A 15,866-nucleotide genomic window follows, 5' to 3' on the forward strand; every position below is an offset into this window, starting at 1 on the left:
GTCGATGGTGGGTTCGTGGGGGGACCGCGGCCGAGAGCGCGGTCTCGGCCGCTGGGTCGGGTGCGCAGCCGGGCGATCCTGTCGTCGCGGTCAGATGGTCACGGCGAGGCCTTCGAGGAAGCGCCGCGCGAGGTCGGTGTCGCCACCGAGCTCGACACGCCCCGCCTCGAGCAGCTCCTCGGCGCTGCGGCGGCCGTAGCCGCGCAGCAGCAGCGCCTCGAAGTCGAGGGTCAGGGTCGCATCGGGGTCGCTCGGCACCTCGGCGGCCACCGTGCCACGCCCGTCGCGGACGATCAGTGGCACCACGCGGCCGTTCGACCCGGTGACCTCGACGACGAACGTCGTGCCCTCGGTGGCCCCCGCTCGCTTGACGAGGACGAAGCCGAGCGCGTCGTAGAACACCTCGGCTGCCTTCGCGGCGACGGGACCATCGAGGTGGCCCGGCCGTCCGGTGGCACGGCGGATGTCCTGCTCGTGGCCGTACCAGTCGAAGATCCGCAGTCGCAGTGCCTGGTCGTGGGTCGCCGGACCCGTGACGGTGTACGTGTCCGCGGCCCACTGCTCGTCGTCGAGGATGCGGAGGGCCTCGAGCCGTTCGGTGGTGTTGTCGTCGAGCTCAGCGAGCACGTCTTCGGGTGCCCACGAGCGCCGGTAGTCGACCTGCCTCTCGTTGAGCCGACCGACGTCGTTGCGGATGTGCGGGGCGTCGGGAGGCTCGTGGTGGGGCTGGTCCCTACCGAGCAGCAGTCCCTCGAGTCCGGCGAGGTGGCTCACCTGGTCCTGCACGGTCCAGCCTTCGCAGTCGGTGGGGCGCCGCCAGTCGTCGGCATCGAGCTCGTCGCAGAGCTCGCGGACCGTGCGGTACTCCTGCTCCATCAGATCGATCATCGGACGGTTCGCCACCCGCTTCCTCCTCGCTGTCCTGCCGCCGCGCTGCTGCGGCGGTCGTCAGGGCACGCCCACCGGTTCCTCGGCCTCGTGGTGCACCGCCACCCGGGCGGCGCGGTGCGCGACGGCGACCCCTGCCAGGACGATGGCCGCACCAGCCACCTGCGGGGGGCCGATCGGCTCGCTGAGCAGCAGCGCGCCCCACAGCATCGCCAGGACCGGCTGCAGCAGCAACGCCACCGACGTCAGCGCGGCTGGCAGCCGGTCGATGCTGCTGGTCAGCAGCAGCCATCCGGCGACCTGCGAGCCGAGGGCGAGCGCGACGAGCCACACGTTCGCCTCGAGCGAAGCGGGCGGGGCGGCGACGCCCTGGGCGGCCGCGAACGCGAACGCCACGACGGTTGCCCCGAGCGTCGCGGACGCCATCGACGGCAGAACGTCGGCGCCGCCCAGACGTGCCTGCCGGAGCACGACGAGGAACACCGAGTACGCCAGGGCGGTCAGGACGCCGAACCCGACGCCCGCGAGTACGGAGCCGCCAGACTCGACCGGCTCGCCGGTCGCGCCGAGGAGCCACACACCGACCAGCACGATCGGCAGCGCCAGCCAGAACGTCCCCCGCGGTCGCTCGCGGAACAGCACCACCCCGATGATCCCGACGACCACCACCTGCAGGTTCGCCAGGACCGTGGCCAGCCCCGCCCCGATCAGGCCGATCGAGGTGTGCCACGACACCAGGTCGAGCGCGAGGAACGCGCCCGCCACGGCCGCCACCGGCACCCAGTAGCCGTCGGTCGTGGGGGTCTCGGACCGACGACGGCGCCACACCACGAGCAGAGCGAACACGGGGAGCGCGTAGGCGACGCGCAGGAACGCCGATCGGGTCGCCTCGACGTCCGCGAGACGGACGTAGACGGCGCTGAACGAGATGAGCACGACGCCAGCCCACGTCCGGAGTAGGTCGCTCACGTGGCTCCAGGTGACGGGTCGGCAACGGCGGAAGCCTAACGACGAGTGCTTCACCGCACACCGGCAGTGGCCGACGGGTCACCCGTACGGTCGTGCGCGCCACCTCCGTCGGTGCCAGGCGGGTCACCCGTACAGTTGGAGAACAGAACAGGGGCTGCGGATGGCCGAACCTGAGTTGACCGGCGAGGTGACGGAGTCGCGCGCGGGTGCCGCACGGGCCTTCGAGCCCACTGGTGCGCTGGACCTGCAGCCTGCAAGCGTGCGGGCGGCGCTGCTCGATCTGATGGAGCGCTTCCTGCCTCACGAGGCGGACCGCCTGCGGGCGATCTTCGCGCTCGAGGTCGCTGACGGCCCCACCTACACCCTGCAGATCGCCGACCGTCGCTGCGTGCTGTCGCCGGGCCGCCCCGGCTCCGAGCCGAGTGCGACCATCACGGCGAACCCGGCGACGTGGCTCGATCTCGCTAGCGGCGCCTCCGATGCGGTGCAGGCCTTCATGAGCGGGGCGCTGCAGGTGACCGGCGACCTCAACCTCGCGCTCCGGCTCTACACGCTGTTCCGCCCCGGTCCCGCGACGACACGCATGGTCCACACCGCGCAGACCAACATCGGTGGGTTCCGTATCGAGTCGCTCGTGGCCGGCGTCGGCCCCCCGGTGGTGCTGATCCACGGCCTCGGAGCGTCGAAGGTGTCGTTCCTGCCGACCTTCGATGCGCTCGCCGACCGCTTCGAGGTCCACGCGCTCGACCTGCCCGGGTTCGGCAAGTCCGACCGGCCCTTCCCCACCGGCCGGCGCTACACGATGCGCTGGATGGCGGGGCTGGTGCACGGTTACCTCCGCCGTCACCGCATCACCCCCGCGTACCTCGTCGGCAACTCGATGGGTGGCCGCATCGCGACCGAGGTGGCGCTGCGCCACCCGCGCTCGGTGTCGGGCTTCGTGGGCCTGGGCGCCGCGGTCGCGTTCGACGAGTGGCAGCGGTTCGGTCCGCTGCTGCGGCGGCTGCAGAGCCAGTGGCTGGGACTCACGCCACTCCCCGTCCGCCACGACTGGATCGTGTCGGTCCTGCACGACATGTTCCACACCCCTTCAGCCGTCCCCCTGATCAACATGGAGGCGGCGGCGCTCGATGTGGCGCGCGACCTGCGCGACCGGCGCTTCCGCATGGCGCTGCTGTCGTGCGCCCGTCACCTCGGCGGCGAGCGCGCCGGTGGCCGCAACGGCTACTGGACGCGGCTCGCTGATCTCGCCGTACCGTCGTACTGGATCTGGGGCGATACCGATCGGCTCGTCAGCCCGCGCTACGCGGACAAGATCAGCCAGGTCGTCCCCGACGCCCGCGTCGAGGTCTGGGAGCGCTGCGGCCACGTGCCGCAGTTCGAGGCACCCGACCGCACCAACCGCGCGATCATCGACTTCATCGGGGCGCTCGAGGCCGACCGCCTCGCCTGACGCACCGCCTCCCGCTCGACTTCGTCTCCCGATCCTGTCGGATATCCGAACGAAGTGGGGGACGAATTCGGGGTCACCTCGGGCTGAAGTGCCAGCGCGTGGCGCTCCGGACGAAGTCGGATTCGAGCCAGCCGAACGCGACGGCGGGGCGCAGCACCCAGAGTCCCGGAGCGGTCTCGGTGCCGAGGCGGAAGGGCTCGCCGGTATCGGGGTCGGTGTACTTGGCGGCGTAGCCGTCGTTGACCCGCTCGAGCGTCTCGGCGTCGACACCCTGGTCGATGCGGCCCTCGATGATGACCACCTCGTCGCCGCTTTCGAGGTGGGCGACCACCCACGGCTGGTGCGCCATAGCACGTGCCTTCACCGCGCCCGGGTCGGTGCCGAAGTGCAGCGCCCCGCCCGTCCACGCGCCCCACACTGGTGCCGCGTGCGGGCGCCCGTCAGGGCGGGTGGTCACGATCCAGTAGTTGCGCGCGGCCTCGAGCCTCTGGGTCGCCCAGCTCCAGTCGAGCAACCCCGCCTCGTCACCTGTGGCGATGCCGTAGCCGGGCGCGAAGTCAGGGCGGGTCGCGGTGACGTCCACGCGTTCCTCCTCATCGGTGGAAGCACGTTCTACCGCGGACCTGCGACATCGACCGGCGCGGTGCCCGCGAGCGCGGCGAGCGTCGCCTGCGCCTCGGCGACGAGTCGGAGGACCACCTCGGCCGCGGTCGGGATGTCGTGGACCAGGCCGGTGCTGGAACCGGCGGGGATCACGCCCTCGTCGACGTCGCCGCGGCGTAGCGCCCACGCCCCGCGCCCCTCGTTCGCGAGCGCCTGCATCGGGAACGGCAGCACCTCGTGGTCGCGGCCACGCCACCCGTCGACGTAGGCGTTGCGGATCACCCGCATGGGCTTGCCGCTGATCGCGCGCGTGACGGTCGTGCCGTCCGTCGCGGTCTCGACGAGGCGCTGCTTCGCCGCCTCGTGCGCGTCGGCCTCCACGGTGGCGAGGAAGCGGGTCCCGACCCACACTCCCTGGCACCCGGCGCTCAACGCGGCCACGAACGTGCGGCCATCGGCGACCCCTCCCCCACCGATCACGGGCACGTCGACCGCGTCGACGCAACCGCACCACAGCGACAGCGAGCCCACCCGGCCGACGTGGCCGCCGCCGTCCGATCCGGATGCGATCACGGCATCGACACCATCCGCCGCGTGCCGCACGGCGTGCCCCACCGATCCGGCGAGCGCGAACACCTGCACGCCCGCGGCGTGGAGGCGGTCGAGGTACGGAGCCGGTGACCCCAGACCGGCCACCAGCACGGGCACGCGCTCGTCGATGCAGACCTGGACCTGATCGTCGACGTGGCCGGGGCGCACGATGGCCTCGAGCTCGGGCACAGCGTCCCGCTGCTCCTGAGGCAGATCGGCGACGGCGTCCCGCACCGCTGCGACCGTCGGGTCGTCGGTGGTCAGCTGGGGTGGCAGCAGCAGGTCGACGCCGAAGGGCCGGTCGGTCGCCGCTCGGACCTGGTGGATCTGGGCGCGCAGCTCGTCGGAGCGCAGCGGGGCGCCGCCGATCACACCGAGACCACCCGCCCCGCTGACCGCAGCGACCAGCTCGGCGCGTGCCCCCAGCCCCATGCCGGCCTGCAGGATGGGAACGTGGATGCCGAGGGAACGCCGCAGCGCGGTGTCGAGGGCGGTGCCCGCGGGATCGCCGAGGCCGGTCACCGCCCGGTCCAGACGGGTTCGCGCTTCTCCAGGAACGCGGCGATGCCCTCGTGGAAGTCCTCGCTGCCGAGGATCTCCTCCACCGCGTTCTCGGTACGCGACCACCCCTCGCCGATGGTGACGGTCGGTGCCTCGAGGACCAGCCGGCGCGACACGCGCACCGCGAGCGGACCGTTCGCGGCGATGCGTCCCGCGAGCTCGAGCGCGATCGCGAGCTCCTCGCCCGGTTCGACGACGCGGTTCACGAGCCCGAGGCCAGCTGCCCGCTCGGCGTCGATCGGGTCGCCGGTCATCGCCAGCTCGAGGGCGACCGCAGGCGCGACGCGGCGGCCGAGGTGCAGCAGTCCACCAGCGGCGGCGACGAGCCCGCGCTTGACCTCCGGCAGGCCGAACACGGCGGTTCGTGAGGCGACCACGAGGTCGCACGCCAGCGCGATCTCGAAGCCCCCGGCCAGTGCGGGACCGTTGACCGCCGCGATCACGGGCTTGGCGAGCTCGCGCCGGACGATGCCGGCGAACCCGCCCCGCTCGGTCTGCAGTCCCTGCGGGTCGGTGCCCGCAGCCCGCAGGTCGGCCCCGGCGCAGAAGACGTCGCCGGCTCCGGTCAACACGACCACCCGCACGGCGTCGTCGGCATCGGCGCGGTCGAGCGCGGCCTCGATCCCCTCGGCGATCGAGCGGTCGACCGCGTTGCGTGCTCCCGGGCGGTCGATGGTGATGACGGTCACCTCGCCCCGTCGTTCCTCGCGGACGCTCATCCAGGGCTCCGTTCGTCGATGGTGAACACGTTGCCGTCCGGGGTTGATTCGACCGTGCCGGTGGCACCGACCGGGTCGTGACGCGCATCGGTGAGCAGCCCGACCTGCCCCCGAGGGACGGTGGCGACGAACCGCTCGTCGGTGCGATCCAGGCGGCCGATGACGATGCCGCGCTCCGGCTCGCCGGCGTGGTCGTAGGGGGCGGTGAAGGTCTCGATGCGCCCACGGCCCGATGGGGTGGCGGTGACGGCGGGAGCGGGGAGCGCGTCGACCCGCGCCTGGAGGGCCGCGTCCCGCCCCACGCCGTCGGTGGTGTACCCCTCCGTCGTGTCGTCGCTGCCGAGCACGAGGGTGTGGTGTTTGGTCACGAACCCGCCGTTGCCGTAGAGCAGGCCGGTCGCGCCCTGCCGCTCCCGGAGGAGGCGGGCCATCGAGACGACGGCGTGCAGCATGTAGTCGTTGCCGGGACCACCGAACGACGTGAGCCCTCCGGCCACCGTGATGTCGCGATCCAGTGGCAACCCCAGCTCGAGCAGGGCGAGCTTGGGCACGCACGGGAAGCAGCTGTACAGCTCGAGCAGATCGATCTCGGGGGCGCTGCGACCGACCTCGTCCAGCGCCCCGAGCAGGGAGGCGCGCATCGCCGGGGCGGTGTGGTAGCTGACCCGCGCCAGGATGTCCTGGGGATCGTCGGCACCGGCCGCACCGAGCGGGTAGACCCACCGCGACTCGTCGATGCCGAGACGCCGTGCCGCGCCGATCGACGTCACGACGATGGCCGCCGCCTGGTCCACGGTGATGCGGGCGTTCATCAGTTTGGTGTAGGGGAAGCTGATGGGTCGGTTGTCCGCCGATGGCGTGACAACCTCCTCCACGGTGCGCACGGTCCGATCCCACGCGTCGGGGTTGTCCGCCGCGATCTGCGACATGCGAGCCCACAGCTGCGCGGACCAGCGCTGACTGGCGTCGAGGTCGAGCCCGACGCGGTGTCGCAGGCCGTTCTCGTAGAGGGGGTAGACCTGCACGGGCGAGAACAGGCCGTGATCCCACGCCGTCGCGGGCAGGTGCTCCTTGGGGTCGGGGAGGACCGCGTCCGGCGGTGGCGGCGTCCAACCCGGCATCCGGCCCTGGCGGGCCGTGAGCTGCAGGCTCCGGAACGACTCGGCTCCGACGACCACGGCGACGTCGTGCTCGCCGGCCGCGATGCGTCCCGCGGCGCGGTCTAGCAGCAGCGTTGGCTGGTTGCCACCCCAGGTGCTGTGCTCCGTGCGCGACGGTGATGCCCCCACACGCTTGGCGATCGCGCCGGGGAGATCGGCGTACATCCAGCTCACGACGTTGACGACGTCGATGCTGTCGATGGCCGAGGCACCGTCCGGTCCCAGCCCGGCGTCGCTGAGGGCCTGGGTCAGCGCCTCGGTCGCGAGATCGAGGGGCTCCCTGCCGTCATCGGGGTCGGTCACCCGGTTGGTGATCTGCCCGACCCCGACGAGGACCGGACGGCTCAGTTGGTCTACCGCCCTCCGGGCTACTTGAGACCTCAGTTGGTCTACCGGCCTCCGGGCTACTTGAGACCGGTGCTCGTCGCTACTCAATCGTCCTCACCGCTCAGCAAGACGTCCAGGGTCCTCGCCCTCTCTGCGCCTCGTGCCGCTCGACTGCCGCGACCCGATCCCGGGGCCATCGCCGGTTCCGGCTACCCAAGCCGGAAGTATCCAACTAAGGTAGATGATACTAACGATACGCTTACGATGGCGGGATCGTGAGGGAGGACAGGGGCCGTGCGAGCAGCCGACCGGGGGCCGCGCCTGCGCACCGTCGTGGCCTTGCTGCTGCTGGCCGCCACCGTGGCCGCGTGCGGCTCGCGCCGTACCGAGGAGGAGCTGCGTGCCGCGCTCGTGGTCGAAGCCATCGCCAGCCCCGCGCCCGGCACCGCGACCGCTCCGGGGCCGAGCTCCGCGAGCGACGAGGCGGACGACGAGGGGAGCGCGAGCTCACCGGCTCCAGGAGCCACCGGCGGCGCGACGACGACCGGACCGGACGTGCCGAGGTCGGTCGACGAGAGCTCGGCAACCGACCCTTCCGGCGCGAGCGGTGGGCCCGACCCGGCTGCATCGGAGGCCGATCCGCGCCCTGGCGACGCCGCCCCGCCGCCTCCTGCCGAGGAGAAACCGCCGCTGATCATCGGCAGCGTCGGTCCCCTGACCGGACTCGTCGGCGCGACGCTGAAGCCTGGGGTCGACGGCCTGAGGGCATGGGTCGCTCACATCAACAGTAAGGGCGGTCTCAACGGGCACCCGGTCGAGCTGATCGCGGTCGACGACCAGGCCGATCCGGCGCGACACCGGACCCTGGTCCAGGAGCTGGTGGACGAACGAGGCGTGGTCGCCTTCGTACAGAACGGCGAGGCGGTCTCGGGCGAAGGGAGCATCTCGTTCCACCAGGAACGTCGCATCCCCGTGATCGGCAGCGAGGGCGGGGCGCACTACTTCTACGAGCACTCGATGTACTTCCCGCAGATGTCGAGCGGTCGCCACCTGTCGCTCATGAACCTCGGGTCAGCGGCGACGTACGCCGAAGCCAACGGGCTGACCAAGTACGGCACGCTGGTCTGCCAGGAGGCGCAGGTCTGCGCCGACTCGCTCGCGCTCGCCCGCGAGTACGCCGACGACCTCGGGCTCGAGATGGTGTACGGAGCACAGGCGTCGCTGGCCAAGCCGGACTTCACCGCCGAGTGCCTCAACGCCCGCGACGCCGGCGCGGAGATCTTGAACCTCGGGATGGATCGCAACTCGTTCACCCGGGTCGCCGCGGCCTGCGCCCGGCAGGGGTTCTTTCCCGTGTACACGGTGGCCGCGTCGATCGGGTCGAGGACGCACCTCGAGGACGAGAACATCGCCACGTTCGTCATGGGCGCCCCCGTGGCGCCGTTCCCGTTGGCGTCGCATCCGGCGGTGGCGGAGTTCAACGAGGCGTTCGCCCGCTTCGCTCCCGGTGAGGATCCCACCGTCGGCCACGTGACGGGCTGGGTCTCCGGCAAACTCCTCGAGGCGGCCGCCCACGATCTGGCCGAGCCCACGACCGCGGCGGTCCTCGAGGGTCTGTGGCGCATCCGGGGCGACGACCTCGACGGCATGACCCACCCCCTGACGTTCACGCGCGACGGCACCGCCGAACCAAGCACGTGCTGGTGGCCGGTCGTCGCCCAGGATGGTCGCTACTCCGTCCCCTTCGGGCCAGCCATCCGCTGCACCGACCTGCTGTGACCGAGGACACCAGCGTGCCGTCGCATCCGGTGCAACCACGGGCCGCACGTGACGTCGCGACCACCCCGATGCGATCGATCGATCCGCGGACCGGTTCCGTGCTCGGCACGTTCGAGGACATGGGGCCCGCCACCGTCGCGCGTCGGGTCACCCGGGCTCGGGAGCTCCAGCGCGACTGGGCGGCGTTGCCGCTGCGCGAGCGCGGCCGCCACCTGCTGCGGATCCGCGCCAGCCTGGTCGCGGCTGGTCCCGACCTCACCCGCATCTCCGCGGAGGAGACCGGTAAGCCGGTCGCGACCGCCTACTACGAGCTGTTCGCAGCCTGCGCGATGCTGACGTGGGCGGCGCGCAACGTCGAGAGGGCGCTGCGACCCGAGCGCCGGCCCAGCTACCCGGTCGTGAGCAAGCGGGCATGGGTCGAGTACGCCCCCTTCGGCGTCGTGGGGCTGATCTCGCCGTGGAACTACCCCATCGGCATCCCGTTCCAGACCCTGCCCTACGCGCTGGGGGCGGGCAACACGGTCGTGCTGAAGCCGTCCGAGCTCGCGACGCTGACGGGGCTGCGCCTCGTCGAGGCCGTCAACGCCGCCGGGATCGAACTGGCGCAGGTCGTCACCGGCGCGGGCCGGACCGGAGAGGCGCTGGTGCGGGCCCCAGTGGACGCGCTGTCCTTCACCGGCAGTCCGGGTACGGCGCGTCACATCCTGCGCGCCGCCGCCGACTCGCTGACCCCGGTCGTGCTCGAGCTTGGCGGCAAGGACCCGATGATCGTCGCCCCGGACGCCGACCCATACCAGGCCGCGCGCGCCGCCACGGCGGCGGCCTTCCTCAACGCGGGCCAGACCTGCATGTCGACCGAGCGCGCCATCGTGTGCGCCCCGCTGCACGAGCGCTTCGTGCGGCACGCGGCCGATCTGGCACGGAACGTTCGGGTCGGCCCGGCCGACGACAGTCAGGTCGGCCCCCTGACGCGGCCCGCCCAGCTCGATGTGCTCCGCTCACGCATCGAGGACGCGGTGAGCAAGGGTGCGACGATCGTCGCCGGTGGGCGGGAGCGACGCGGGCTCGGGCACGGCACCTACCTCGAACCGACCGTGCTCGACCACGTCACCGCCGCGATGGACGTCTACCACGAGGAGTCGTTCGGGCCGATCCTGTCCGTGGTGCGAGCGCGCGATCTGCAGGAAGCGGTCGCGCTCGCCAACGACTCGCGGATGGGCCTGACCGCGAGCGTGTTCACGACTGAGCGCGCCACGGGTTTGCGGCTCGCCCACGGGATCGAGGCGGGTGGGGTCAACGTCAACGATGCCATGCTCGGGGCGGCGATGGCAGCGGTGCCGTTCGGCGGCACGAAGTCGTCGGGGTACGGCAGACTCCAGGGCACCGAGGGCTTCCGCGCGTTCAGTCAGTCGCGGGCTATCACCGTCGACCGGTTCCGCTGGACGCCCGCGATGATCTCGTTGATGTTCCACCGCCGGCGGCACCCGTCCGCACGGATGCTCCAGGCGGGCCTGTGGGCGCTGTTCGGACGCAACGGCCGCCGTCAGCCCAGGTAGAGATCGGCGACCGCCTCGGCGTCGAGGTCAGCAGCGGGACCGTGGTGGGCGATCCGGCCTTGCCTCATGACCCATACCTCGTCTGCGAACCCGAGCGCGCGGGCGATGAACTGCTCGACGAGCAGCATGGTCACGCCCTGCTCGCGCAGCCCGTGCAGGAAGGTGTAGATGTCGTCGACGACGATGGGGGCGAGGCCGAGCGAGACCTCGTCGAGCAGGATCACCTCGGGGTGCGAGACGTAGGCGCGTGCGACGGCCAGCATCTGGCGCTCGCCGCCGCTCATCATCCCCGCCGGCAGGTCGAGCCGCCGGCCGAGGGACGGGAACGCCGCGACCGCCCGCTCGATCGCGTCGTCGGGATCACCAGCGGCGAGCAGGATCAGGTTCTCACGGGTGGTCAGCGACGGGAAGATGCCCCGCCCCTCTGGGACGTGGCACAGCCCCCGCCGCTGGCGATCGTGCGGCGCGGCCGTGGTCACGTCCTCTCCGCCCAGCACCACCCGCCCGGCGCGCGGAGACACCAGCCCTGACATCACGGCGAGGGTCGTCGACTTGCCCGCGCCGTTGGGGCCCAACAACGCCCCGACGGTCCCGCGGTGCACCCTCAGCGACACGTCCCGGAGCACGGTCGTGCTGCCGTAGCCGGCGTCGACCGAGTCCAGCTCGATGCCGGTCGTCAGCTGCGTGGGCGTGTCAGACCGCATCGGCGGTGGTCCCGAGGTAGGCGGTGCGGACGGTCTCCGACGCACGGACCTCCGCGGGGGCGCCCTCGAAGATGAGCCGTCCGAAGTCGAGCACGTAGATGTGGTCGCACAGCGACAGCACGAGCGGGATGTCGTGCTCGACGAGCAACACGCCGCACCCACGCTCGGTCTGGACGGCCCGGATGATGTCGGCGAAGCGTGCGCTCTCGTCGCCATCGAGTCCGGCACTGGGCTCGTCGAGCAACAGGAGGTCGAACTCGCCAGCGAGCGCCCGGGCGAGCTCGACCAACCGGCGGTTGCCGGTCGACAGGGTACGGGCTGGCTCGTCGAGGAGCGCTCCGACATCACACAGCGCGGCGGCCGCTGCGACCGCGGCGCTGACCTCGTCGTCGTCCCCTCGCCGGGCCCGCAGGTGACGGAGGGGGTTCGCACCTGCGAGCCCGAGCTCGCGCCCGAGCGCGATGTTCTCCCGTACGGTCATGGACCCGAACAGCGCGGTCTGCTGGAACGTCCGTCCGAGCCCCAGCTGGGCGCGCTCGGCGGGAGCAGCGGTGGTCACGTCACGCCCACGCCACCACACCGTCCCCGACGTGGGCGGCCGCAGTCCCGAGCACACGTCGAAGGTCGTGGTCTTGCCCGCCCCGTTGGGACCGATGAGGCCGGTGATCTCACCAGCCGGAGCCCGCAGGCTCAGCTGGTCCACTGCGACGACACCACCGAAGCGGACCACGAGATCGCGGACCTCGAGCGTGGGCACGGGCTCGGCGCTCACGCCGTTGCCTCCGTCTGCAGGTCCTCGAGCCGTGCCCGGACCGGACTCGCGTCGAGGCGCCAGCGGCTGGCCTCGGCGCGCGCGGCGAACCACGACCGCGCCGCCTCCGAGTCCGCGAGCACGGCCGCCACGATTGCCACCGCGCCGAAGGTCACGGTCTGCACCGCCGGATCGGAGCCGACGTAGCCGGGCAACACCCCCAGCAGCAGCGCCCCGCCGATGGCTCCCGCCAAGGGGGATCTGCCCGCGATGGTCAGCACGGCCAGCCAGGTCAGCGACTGGAAGGGACCGAGGGGACCGCTGCTGATCGAGCCGGTGACCCCGCCGAGCAGACCACCGGCGACCGCCGCGAGGAACGCCGACACGCAGAAGACGATGGTCAGCGCCACGTTGACGCTCGCGCCATGCGTGGTCACGGCCAGCGGGGCGTCCGAGACCGCCCGCAGGACGCGTCCGAGCCTCGACCGCAGCAGGCTGCGGACCCAGACGGCCGCGACTACGACGACGGCGACGACCACGTAGAAGTAGGCGACGTCGGTGGCGGCGCCGAGGCCAGGGAGGGCGGGGCGCGGGAACAGCCGGAAGCCCAGGGCTCCGAACATGAGCCCGCTGGGGTACAGCAGTTGCTCGACGAGGATGCCGAACCCGAACGTGGCCAGCGCGAGGTAGACGCCGGACAACCGGATCGCGGGGATCGCGACGACCGCACCCACGGGCACGGCCACGAGACCCGAGACGAGCAGGGCAGCGAACCAGGGCAGCCCGGCGCCGGCGGTCAGGTGCGCCATCGTGGTCCCCCCGACGGCTACGAACACGGCGTGGCACAGCGACACCTGGCCGGCGGTCCAGACGAGCAGGCCGAGCGACAGGAACAGCAGCGCGAGCGCGCCTCCCGTGAGGAACATCGGGATGCGCGCGCCCGCCAGGTGGGGCAGGACGATCAGTACACCGCAGCCCGCGACGAGGGCGACCCGGGCGACCAGCGGCGATGCCGTCCGCGCACCTCCGATGTGGGCACGCCCCGGCGGGGTCCGGGGCAGGCGTCTCGGGAACGCGACCAGGACCCCGAACAGCACCAGGAACGGCAGGCTCGACGGCAGCCCTCGCAGCGCGGGCACCTCCGCCACGAACTTCGTGGACAGCGCGACGGCGACGCCCAGACCGAGCCCGCCGGCGTAGGTCAGACCGAGGCTCGAGAAGCGTCCGACCGCCGCCGCCCCGAACGCCTGCACGACGAGCAGCGTCAGCAGCAGCACGTCGAGGCCGAGGAACGGCGCGATGAGGATCCCCGACAGGGCTGCGAACGCGCAGCCGATGACCCACGCCACGCGGCGCACGGTGACGGGGTCGGTACCGGACAGGCTGATGAGGTCGGCGTCGTCGACCACGCCCCTCATGGCGATGCCGATCCGCGTCCGGGCCAGCAGTCGCGTCAGCCCCAGCGCGGCAGCGGCCGTCACGAGCACCGTGACGAGTTGGTCGACACCGACGTTGGTCCCGGCGAGCCGGAACATCCCCGTCGGCAGGAACGGCGTGGCCTGTCGCGTGAGCGCTCCCGTGGTCAGGGTCAGGCTCCCCTGGATCACGAGCAGGATCCCGACCGTGGCCACGACCTGCATGACGGGGCGGCTCCCGCCCCCGAGGGAGCGCGACACCGCCTCGAGGACGTAGCCGACCAGCGGCGCCACGATCGCGAGGACGATGGCGAGGGCTACCGGGTAGGGGATGCCAGCCCCCTCCCACAGTCCGTAGAACGCGAACGCCCCGACCGCGGCGACCGCACCGTGCGCGAAGTTGAACACGCCCGCGGTGCGTTGCGTGAGCACGAGGCCGAGCGCCGCCAGCGCGTACACCGACCCGCTGGTGAGACCGGTGATGATGAACGGCAGGTAGTCGGTCATGGCTCGGTGCCGGACGGCGCATCCACCTCGTGGTCCGCGTCGGTCAGCGGGGTCAGCCCCAGCTCGGCGAGCAGCTCACGCCGGCGCTGACTGATGCGGAAACGAGCCTGGCGCAGGAACGCGACGGCGAGCACCGACGCGGCGATGACCGCCGCCGCGCCGAGGTTCAGCCACACCACCTGCGCTTTTAGCGACGCCTCACCCGCCCCGCCGTACCACGCCACCAGCAGGATCGCGAAGCACAACCCCGCCCCGAGCGTGACCGCGATGACCGCCCGCCGCGGCCACAGCTCATCCCTCATCGGTCGCAGACCCTCGCGCGGCCAGATGCCGCTCGATGCGGCGCAGCTCGCGCCACTCGTCCCGCAGGTCGGCACTCAGCCACAGCGCTGCGCCGACGCCACAGAGGAACAGCCCGACCATCCCACCCGAGACCACGTAGGGGATCTGCGCCGCGGGGAGCACGGCATCAGCGACGCCGATCCATCCCAGAGTGAGAGATACGACGCCGACGGCCACCGCGACGACGGCGGCGACCCGGTCCCACTGTGCGCGCAACCACGAGCGCAGCTCTCTCACGTCGGATCTCCCGTGTCGGCGTCGGATGGGGCGGAGGCGCGGCCACCGGTCCGGGTCGTGTGCATCGACACCAGTGCGGCCAGCGCGCCGACGACGAGGACCGGGTAGAAGTAGCCCGCCTCGAGCGGCTCGCTCGCGGCGAGGAGCATCCGCGGGGAGGTGGCTGTGGGAGCGTCGACGGGCGGGTCGGCAGCGCTACCGACCGGGGGCGCGATCGACGGCGGGGCGGCGCGGGTCGTGAGCGGCGGCGCACTCAACGGCAAGCGGGGCGCCGTCGGTGGCGGGGCGGGATCGGATGGTGCCGACCGGACTGGCTGGGTGCCGGTGGCAGGGGGCGGTGGTGTGTCGGTGGAGGTGCCGGGAGCGACGATCGGCGACGCTTGGACGGCCGCGGTCGTCAGTCCGAACGTGTAGCGCAGCTCGACCTCCTGGCCGGGCGGCACGACGTTGGGGATGCCGTCGGTCAGCACGTGGCGCACGCTGATGCGCAGGGCGGTCGAAGTGGCGGTTCCAGCCGCCGCGTCCTCGGCTCCTCCGAGCATGTGGACCTCGACACCCGCCTGCGCCAGCGCCTCGCCGACCGGGGACGTCTCGAGCGGCGCTGCGTTCCCGGCGACCTGCAGACCCTCCTCGGTGATCTCGACGCCCACCCCGTCGACGGTCACGCCGTCCGCGTGGAACGAGCGCTCCACCTGCGGCGATCCGTCCGGACCCACGATGACGCGGACCGACGAGCTCACCCGACCGATGACGAGCGGACCGAAGGTGGCGGGTTCGGCGACTGCGACCGCCTCGGCGACGACCGACCCCTCCTCGACGTAGCCGGTCGCGGTGGAGCGCGAACGGACCGCCACGTCACCGTCAATGCCGTCCGTGCCGGTGAGGGAGAGCGCATCCGACCGCAGCGCCTCGCTGGTGGCGGTCACGGCGTAGGGCCCTGCCGCCGACGAAGCCTCCGGCTGACTGGGGTAGCTCGACCGGGCGACCGTGGGCTGCTCGGGGTTGGGGAACGGCAACCCGCTGAGTCCGGCGATCAGGCCTGGTCCGGTCAGCACGAGTTCGCCAGGGTCGGGACTGGCGGCGAACGCCTGGCTCACGCCGAGCGAGGTGACCTCCGCCTGCGCCACCCCGCCTCCGAGGTCGACGATGGTGTCGACGATGGTGAGTCCCGGGGCGACGACCGCCACCGAGGCGCCGGTCGCGCTCGCGATGGCCGAGAAGCCCGCGGGGTTCGTCTGCGCGGTGGCGGATGCCGTGAGGTGGAGCGACAGCGCGCTCACGACGATGACCGCGACGCCCACGCC

At 72.2% G+C, this 15,866-nt stretch carries 15 protein-coding genes; 3 read left to right on the forward strand and 12 right to left on the reverse strand.

What is annotated here, in order from left to right; all coding sequences use genetic code 11:
- Positions 1–90: 90 nt before the first annotated feature.
- Both KY469_16415 and KY469_16420 read right to left on the reverse strand, forming a co-directional pair.
- Positions 91–903: a maleylpyruvate isomerase family mycothiol-dependent enzyme gene (locus KY469_16415; GenBank protein MBW3664684.1), complete on the reverse strand. Its 813-nt coding sequence runs from the start codon at positions 901–903 to the stop codon at positions 91–93.
- 45 nt (positions 904–948) lie between these two features.
- Positions 949–1,857, reverse strand: a complete 909-nt coding sequence (locus KY469_16420; protein ID MBW3664685.1) for a DMT family transporter — start codon at positions 1,855–1,857, stop codon at positions 949–951.
- 160 nt (positions 1,858–2,017) lie between these two features.
- Between KY469_16420 and KY469_16425 the strand changes: the two genes are divergently transcribed.
- The gene (locus KY469_16425) at positions 2,018–3,310 is read left to right on the forward strand and encodes an alpha/beta fold hydrolase (protein MBW3664686.1); all 1,293 of its coding nucleotides are present in this window, start codon (positions 2,018–2,020) and stop codon (positions 3,308–3,310) included.
- A 73-nt stretch (positions 3,311–3,383) separates the two neighbouring features.
- On the opposite strand, the gene KY469_16430 is transcribed toward KY469_16425, so the two are convergent.
- Genes KY469_16430 through KY469_16445 form a run of 4 tightly spaced genes read right to left on the reverse strand, consistent with a single transcriptional unit; the run spans position 3,384 to position 7,247 of the window.
- Entirely contained in the window at positions 3,384–3,893 is a 510-nt protein-coding gene (locus tag KY469_16430; protein MBW3664687.1) for a pyridoxamine 5'-phosphate oxidase family protein, read from the reverse strand.
- 29 nt (positions 3,894–3,922) lie between these two features.
- Positions 3,923–5,026, reverse strand: a complete 1,104-nt coding sequence (locus tag KY469_16435; protein MBW3664688.1) for a nitronate monooxygenase — start codon at positions 5,024–5,026, stop codon at positions 3,923–3,925.
- Positions 5,023–5,784, reverse strand: a complete 762-nt coding sequence (locus KY469_16440; protein MBW3664689.1) for a crotonase/enoyl-CoA hydratase family protein — start codon at positions 5,782–5,784, stop codon at positions 5,023–5,025. The genes KY469_16435 and KY469_16440 overlap by 4 nt, the downstream gene beginning before the upstream one ends.
- Positions 5,781–7,247 (reverse strand): acetyl-CoA acetyltransferase, encoded by a 1,467-nt coding sequence (locus KY469_16445; GenBank protein ID MBW3664690.1) that lies wholly within the window; start codon positions 7,245–7,247, stop codon positions 5,781–5,783. The genes KY469_16440 and KY469_16445 overlap by 4 nt, the downstream gene beginning before the upstream one ends.
- Positions 7,248–7,565: 318 nt before the next feature.
- Between KY469_16445 and KY469_16450 the strand changes: the two genes are divergently transcribed.
- Complete coding sequence (locus KY469_16450) at positions 7,566–9,050, forward strand: ABC transporter substrate-binding protein (protein ID MBW3664691.1); 1,485 nt, start codon at positions 7,566–7,568, stop codon at positions 9,048–9,050.
- Positions 9,051–9,064: 14 nt separating this feature from the next.
- Positions 9,065–10,606, forward strand: a complete 1,542-nt coding sequence (locus KY469_16455; GenBank protein ID MBW3664692.1) for an aldehyde dehydrogenase family protein — start codon at positions 9,065–9,067, stop codon at positions 10,604–10,606.
- Here KY469_16455 and KY469_16460 read toward each other — a convergent pair.
- From KY469_16460 to KY469_16485, 6 genes are read right to left on the reverse strand one after another with little or no spacing between them, the layout of a single operon-like run.
- Positions 10,594–11,310, reverse strand: a complete 717-nt coding sequence (locus tag KY469_16460) for an ABC transporter ATP-binding protein (GenBank protein ID MBW3664693.1) — start codon at positions 11,308–11,310, stop codon at positions 10,594–10,596. The two genes, KY469_16455 and KY469_16460, sit on opposite strands and share 13 nt — an antisense overlap.
- The gene (locus tag KY469_16465) at positions 11,300–12,067 is read right to left on the reverse strand and encodes an ABC transporter ATP-binding protein (GenBank protein MBW3664694.1); all 768 of its coding nucleotides are present in this window, start codon (positions 12,065–12,067) and stop codon (positions 11,300–11,302) included. The genes KY469_16460 and KY469_16465 overlap by 11 nt, the downstream gene beginning before the upstream one ends.
- Positions 12,068–12,078: 11 nt before the next feature.
- Complete coding sequence (locus KY469_16470; GenBank protein MBW3664695.1) at positions 12,079–13,983, reverse strand: ABC transporter permease; 1,905 nt, start codon at positions 13,981–13,983, stop codon at positions 12,079–12,081.
- A complete protein-coding gene (locus KY469_16475; GenBank protein ID MBW3664696.1) occupies positions 13,980–14,285 on the reverse strand; it encodes a hypothetical protein in 306 nt (101 codons plus the stop codon). The genes KY469_16470 and KY469_16475 overlap by 4 nt, the downstream gene beginning before the upstream one ends.
- Positions 14,275–14,562 carry a hypothetical protein gene (locus tag KY469_16480; GenBank protein ID MBW3664697.1) on the reverse strand — a complete coding sequence of 96 codons (288 nt, stop codon included), beginning with the start codon at positions 14,560–14,562 and terminating at the stop codon, positions 14,275–14,277. Before KY469_16480 ends, KY469_16475 begins: the two co-directional genes overlap by 11 nt.
- Complete coding sequence (locus tag KY469_16485; protein MBW3664698.1) at positions 14,559–15,863, reverse strand: hypothetical protein; 1,305 nt, start codon at positions 15,861–15,863, stop codon at positions 14,559–14,561. Before KY469_16485 ends, KY469_16480 begins: the two co-directional genes overlap by 4 nt.
- Positions 15,864–15,866: the final 3 nt, after the last annotated feature.

This window comes from Actinomycetota bacterium, from assembly GCA_019347575.1.
Classification (GTDB): Bacteria; Actinomycetota; Nitriliruptoria; order Nitriliruptorales; family Nitriliruptoraceae; genus JAHWKY01.

Coding starts and splice junctions, on each gene's coding strand:
- KY469_16425 (MBW3664686.1), top strand. CDS start 2,018: ATGGCCGAACCTGAGTTGACCGGCGAGGTGACGGAGTCGCGCGCGGGT.
- KY469_16440 (MBW3664689.1), bottom strand. CDS start 5,784: ATGAGCGTCCGCGAGGAACGACGGGGCGAGGTGACCGTCATCACCATC.
- KY469_16460 (MBW3664693.1), bottom strand. CDS start 11,310: ATGCGGTCTGACACGCCCACGCAGCTGACGACCGGCATCGAGCTGGAC.
- KY469_16470 (MBW3664695.1), bottom strand. CDS start 13,983: ATGACCGACTACCTGCCGTTCATCATCACCGGTCTCACCAGCGGGTCG.
- KY469_16475 (MBW3664696.1), bottom strand. CDS start 14,285: ATGAGGGATGAGCTGTGGCCGCGGCGGGCGGTCATCGCGGTCACGCTC.